This window comes from Streptomyces sp. NPDC004561 (genome assembly GCF_053602155.1).
On sequence record NZ_JBSGDB010000500.1, the window covers coordinates 1 to 6,052 of the forward strand.

General features: G+C 69.1%; 3 protein-coding genes and 2 pseudogenes. 3 read left to right on the forward strand and 2 right to left on the reverse strand.

The annotated features are described in order from the left end of the window. Nucleotides 1-80: pseudogene (locus ACWEN3_RS39000) on the reverse strand (F0F1 ATP synthase subunit epsilon); the annotation flags it as partial. A gap of 230 nt (nt 81-310) precedes the next feature. Next, nucleotides 311-472: pseudogene (locus ACWEN3_RS39005) on the reverse strand (helix-turn-helix domain-containing protein); the annotation flags it as partial. A 648-nt stretch (nt 473-1,120) separates the two neighbouring features. Between ACWEN3_RS39005 and ACWEN3_RS39010 the strand changes: the two are divergent. From ACWEN3_RS39010 to ACWEN3_RS39020, 3 genes are all read left to right on the forward strand, one after another. After that, on the forward strand, nt 1,121-3,109 hold the full coding sequence (locus ACWEN3_RS39010; RefSeq protein WP_452981242.1) for an ABC transporter ATP-binding protein: 1,989 nt from the start codon (nt 1,121-1,123) through the stop codon (nt 3,107-3,109). A gap of 121 nt (nt 3,110-3,230) precedes the next feature. Next, the gene (locus ACWEN3_RS39015) at nt 3,231-4,424 is read left to right on the forward strand and encodes a CapA family protein (protein WP_452981245.1); all 1,194 of its coding nucleotides are present in this window, start codon (nt 3,231-3,233) and stop codon (nt 4,422-4,424) included. 262 nt (nt 4,425-4,686) lie between these two features. Continuing rightward, complete coding sequence (locus ACWEN3_RS39020; protein WP_452981248.1) at nt 4,687-5,910, forward strand: esterase/lipase family protein; 1,224 nt, start codon at nt 4,687-4,689, stop codon at nt 5,908-5,910. Nucleotides 5,911-6,052: the final 142 nt, after the last annotated feature.

Here is a 6,052-nt window from a genome sequence, read left to right on the forward strand (position 1 = left end):
ACCGGGCCCGACTCCAGCACACCGAGCAGCGGCTGGTGACCGGGCATGACGCCGACGTCGCCGGACGGCGAGCGGCCGAGTGCTGTGCCGCACCCGGCTCTGCGTGCGCCTCCGGCGGAACAGCGGCCCGCGTCTCGGGTACGGCGGGGGCGGCGGGCGTGTCCGTGACCACCGTCGGCTCCGGCTTCGACTGGGGCATGGCGGCCGGGGCGGGTGTGCCGTGTGCCGGGTACTTCGCCGCCCAGCCGCTCAGCAGACGCTGATAGGCCTCCAGGCGCGGAGGCTTCGGCTCGGTACGGCCGTTCTCCCAGTTCTTCACGGTCTGCGTGGTCGTCTTCAGTGCCTGCGCGAGGCGTGCCTGAGTGATGCCGGCTGCTTCGCGGAGCCGGGCTCGTTCGGCGGGCGGCGGCAGCTGCGGTTCCTCTTCCAGCAGCGCGTCGACGGAGGCGAAGAGCTCTTCCTCGGTTGCCATGCACCAACCCTAGCATCCTTAACCTCTGATTTAGCCTCACATTTAACTCGTTCGAATGCTCTAATCGGCGCATGCCAGGCCGCGTTGACGCGCGCTTACCGCCCACGTGCCGACACCCACCCCCCATGCCGCACAAAGCTTCACCTGGACCGGCCAAGTCCGAGTCCGGGGCCTCTCGTTCCGCAGGAGGCGGCCGGACGGCAGCGCCCAAAGCCTCAATCGCCACAGGCATTTCAAGCATCGGCGTTTCGGACACCGCGCAGCGCCGGACGGCAGCCTCAGCACGGTGCCCAGGCCTACGCGCCCTTGCTGCGACCGGGGCCGTTGGCGTCCGGAATCGAGCGCGTTCGATTGGCCCCGAGCGTCGTTAGACCGTGCACGCCGAGCCATCCAGGTGCGGCACGGCCCCAGGGGAGGGATCCAGGTGACTTGCGAGGAGCAGCACCCCCTGTTGATTGCGATCACCGGCGTGTCCTTGCCGCAGACATGGGCGGGCGAGCCGTACGACCGCGAGGACGAGAGCACTTACTGGGTGTCGACGGAGCAACCTCCGCCGGACCGCGCCCCCTGCACCCCCGCCGTTGCCGAGCACCTCCCCCACGCGCTCGCCTGCCGGGCGATTGGCCGGCCTGCGCGAGGAGGTGCCCTGTGAAGAGGTTCTTCGGGCGTGTGCGGATGGTCGAGCCACAGGTCTCCGATGCCGAACACGAGCTGTTCGGGGGGCCTCTGCGCTACGACATGGGGTGGTCCCAACACGAGCACGCGGGCCTCGACCTGACCATGCTGTCCGCCCTGCGCTCCATGCCGAGGCTGGTCGGGACGACCTTGCGGATGGCGTGGTCCGCGGACCGGCGTGCCTTGCTCGCCGTCACCTACGGCGAGATCGGGCAAGGGATCACGGCAGCCGTCGGGCTGCTCGCGGTGAACGCGGTCATGCACGCACTCCTCGGCTCCGGCACGGCGGTGCAGCGGTTGCACGCGGTGATTCCGGGCCTGCTCGCCGCCGCGGGGATCGCGGTGGTGAACTCCGCTCTCGCGGGATGGTCCACCTCACGGGCGGGCCGCCTGGAACCTCTCGTCGAGCGGATCGCCACGACTCAGTACCTGGCCGCCGCCGCTTCGGTCGAGCTGGAGGCCATCGAGGACCCGGACTTCCGCAGGCTGATCGACGTGGCCCAGTACGGTGCGGCTTCCGCCCGCCGCATGATCAGTGCCTCTGTCGCCGCCCTGAACGGCACGATCTCATTGATCGCAACGGCCGGCGTGCTCACCGTTCTGCACCCGGCCTTGCTGCCCATGCTGATCCTGATCGCCGCCCCACGTGGTTGGGGCGCCATGCGCGTGGCGCAAGAGCGCTATGTGTCGGTGATGAGCTGGATCGAGCACGTACGCGCCAGCCGCCTCATCGGCAATCTGCTGACCGAGCGCACCGCGGCTCAGGAGGTGCGCATCCACGCCGTCGGCTCGTTCCTGCTCAGCCGGTACAAACGCATGGCCGAGAGCGCCGAGGCAGAGCAGGAGCGGCTGGCCTCCAGCAAGGCCACCACCGAGTGGGTCGCCGCCGCGATGTCCGGTCTGGCCATGGCGGCGACGTACGGGACCATGTTCCTGCTCATCATGAGCGGACACATGAGTCTGGCCGTGGCCGGGACGGCGGTCATCGCCGTCCGCTCCGGCTCGGCGAGCCTGGGCGCCCTGGTGATGAACGTGAATCAGCTGCACGAGGAGTCCCTCTACGTCCGCGATCACGCCCGCTTCCTGAACGAGGCCGCACAGCGGGCCATCCCCCAGGGCGGCGATCCCGTGCCGACGCGGGTGAAGCAGGTGGTCCTCGACAAGGTCACCTACCATTACCCGGACCGCGAGACCCCTGCACTGGACGGTGTGTCGCTCGCGCTGCCCATGGGCTCGGTCACCGCCGTGGTCGGCGAGAACGGCTCCGGCAAGAGCACTCTGATGAAGGTGCTGTCCGGTCTGCTGCTGCCCCAGAGCGGAACCGTGCTGTGGGGTGATGCCGAAATGGTGTCCCTGGACCGCTCCCACCTCTTCGACCGTGTCGCACTGCTCACCCAGGACTTTCAACGCTGGCCCGTCACCGCGGCGTTGAACATCCGGATCGGCCGGCCCGCCCATGCGGCCGACCCTCAGGACCTGCAGCCTTCCGTCGACTACGCCGGGGCCGGACCCGTCATCGGCAAACTCCCCGACGGTCTGCAAAGCCTGCTGGCGCGCATGTTCCGCGGCGCCAGCGAACTGTCAGGCGGCGAGTGGCAGAAGATCGGCCTGGCCCGCACCCACTGGCGCGACTCCACCTCGGCGGCCGACGGCGTCCTCATCGTGGACGAGCCCACGTCCGCCCGCGACCCGGAAGCGGAGATCGCCGCCTTCGACCGCATCCGCCGGCTCGCCGCCCCGAACAGGGCCGTCGTTCTGGTCACCCACCGCATGTCCGGCGTCCGGCACGCGGACCGCATCTACGTCCTGCACCAGGGCCGGCTGGCCGAACACGGCAGTCATGAAGAACTGATGGCTGCCGGTGGGCGCTACGCCGCGATGTTCGACGCCCAGGCCGCCCAGTTCGCACCGGCACCCGCCGTCCCACACCCATCGCCACCTGCCGTTGCGGACCCCGCATGACCACCGGCGTACCTCGTGTTCCTGGATCGACTTGACGTCCACAGGGAAAGCCAGGCGGCCGCCGAACACGCCAGTGGCTGATCTCCGCGAAGAATGGGCGGTTATTTCGTAACATGAGCTGATGATCAGGTCTGGCGGAGGATCCGCCCAGCAGCGGCGTGAGCGGTGGAAAGCCGTGCGCCGTCACCGGCCGTTCGTCCTCAGCCTGGTCGGGATCGGCGTGGTGGTCGTTGCGGCGTTCGTTTTCCACGACGGATCCGAGGGTGAAAGGTCCATCGGCTCCGCACAGACCCCTCTACGGACGACCAGGACCACGGCGTCCGGGGCGCCGGCACCGCCGCGCCCTACCGTACGGATCCGCCCCACCGGCAACGTGCGGATCACCGCCGTAGGGGACGTCGTCATGGGTTCGCTGCCGGACGATCTGCCGCCCGACGACGGCGCTTCGTTCTTCGATCCTGTCCAGGACCTGCTCGTCGGTGACGTGGTGCTCGGGAACCTGGAGGGAACGCTCACCACCGACGGCTCCAGCAAGTGCGACGACGACAGCCCGAACTGCTTCGCGTTCCACGCCCCTCCGTCCTACAGCCACTGGCTCAAGAAGGCCGGATTCACGGTGATGAACGTGGCCAACAACCACATCGACGACTTCGGGGCGGAGGGGCGGCGCCAGACGTTCGCAGCCCTGCGCTCGGTGAACCTGCCGTTCACCGGGCGCCTGGGCCAGATCACCATCCAGCGGGTCAACGGCATCCGGGTCGCACTGGTCGGGTTCGCTCCCGACCGAGGGGCCAACGATCTCACGGACATCCCGGCGGCGCAGCGACTCACCGCTCGCGCCGCGAAGATGGCGGACATCGTGATCGTCACGATGCACGCCGGCGCGGAGGGCTCGGACCGCACCCATGTGGAGCCCGGAACCGAGTACTTCCTCGGCGAGAACCGCGGCGACAGCCACCGCTTCAGCCATGCGGTGATCGACGCCGGCGCCGACCTCGTCGTGGGCAGCGGCCCGCACGTGATGCGGGGAATGGAGTTCTACAAGGGCCGACTGATCGCCTACAGCCTGGGCAACTTCTCGGGGTACAAGGTACTCGGCCTCGGCGGCACGCTCTCCACCAGCGGCGTACTGCAAGTCACCCTCCGCGCCGACGGCACCTACGCGTCCGGCCGCCTGCGCCCGACCCGGATCGTGGCGCCGGGCACACCGGAGCCGGGCGGCGACGGGATCGACCTCGTCTCCGACGTGTCGGAGGAGGACTTCGGCTCGGACGCCGCCCGCATCTCGGCGGACGGGACGATCCAGCGCCCGTAGCCGACCATCGACACCGGCTGAGCAGTGGCCGACGAGACCGCCGCGTGGCACATGCGCACGGGCTGCTCCACCGACACTGGGCCGACCGCTTCGGCGAGCGGGCGGATCCTTCCGCGAACGGGTGAAACCGCCACCGTCCCGCGATGAAAGCGCCAAGGTCTGGTGATCATGAGGGTGTCTCCACACCGTCGGCAGTCCGATACGTACGCCTGTGCGCTGTCGGCTGCCCTCGCGTGCCCCCACGTGCATGAGGAGCGACCCCATGTCCCCACAGTCCGAAGAGACGGCCGAACAGCAGGTCGGCGAGTTCACCATCGGCGATCCGCTCGCCACCGCACCGAAGAGACCGGTACCGGTCCCCAAGCCCGACGACGAGTGGCAGCTCCCGAACGGCTTCGCCCACGTCTACTACGGCGAGCACAACCAGGGCATCATGCGGCCGGTCATCATGGCCGACGGCTTCAACCTCGGCCGCAGCGACCTGAAATGGCTGTACCAGGGCCTGAACGGAGCCGACGGCGGCCACCCGCTGATCACCGAGATGCGCAGGCGGGGCCGGGACGTGATCCTGCTCGGCTTCGAGGAGCGGACGGCCTCCATCCTGGACAACGCGGAGGCTGCGACGGCCGCGATCATGCGGACGCTCGCCGAGCAGACGGGCGACGCCGGACTGGCGGTGGGCGGGTTCAGCATGGGTGGTCTGATCACCCGTTATGCGCTCTCCAGGATGGAGGCGCAGGGCATCGACCACCGCGCACGGCTCTACTTCTCCTACGACAGCCCGCACCGCGGCGCCGTCATCCCCATCGGGCTCCAGGCGTTCGCGCACTTCATCCCGGTCCCGAACGACTTCGCCCGGCAGATGAACAGCCCCGCGGCCCGGCAGATGCTCTGGCGCCACTACGACCCCAGCACCGGCTCGATCGGCATTGCCCCCGAGCGCACCGAGTTCCTCCAGAAGCTGCAGGAGGTCGGATCCTGGCCCCGTATCCCCCGCATCCTGGCGCTCGCCAACGGCCGTGGTGACGGCACCGGCCTGGAGATCCCGCCCGGCGACACCGCCCTCAGCGTCCAGCGCATCTACCCCGGCACCGTCTTTTCCACCCAGGCGCAGGGCCGCGACGTCGTCGTCGCCGACCTCAAGCGGCGCTTCCCCAAGGCCGAGAAGACGATCACCACCAGCGGCTTCCCCGAGACCGACGGAGCACCGGGCGGCACCCTGCGGTCGTACGGAATCCTCGCCGACATGCTCGAGAAGTTCGGCGCCCAGGTCGACCTGCGCCACGAGCACGTCTGCTTCGTCCCGTCGGTGAGCGCGGTCTCCATCCGCGACATCGACCAGCAGAAGAACCTCTACCTCGACATCGACGAAGCCGACCCGTCGGAGAGCGATGCCGACGACTTCATCTGCGCCTCGGCCAACACCGGCCACACCGCCATCACCGAGGAACTGTGCACCTGGCTGCTGGACCGTCTGCCTGACTGATTCGTCAACTTGACCCGGCCCTGAAGGACCGGGCTTGCAGGTAGGGCGCGGCTGGCTACCGTGTGACCTTCCGCATCTGAGTCACCTACGGACAGGAGACTGGGACGCGTGACTGGCGCCCCGCAATCCACACAGCCTCGCC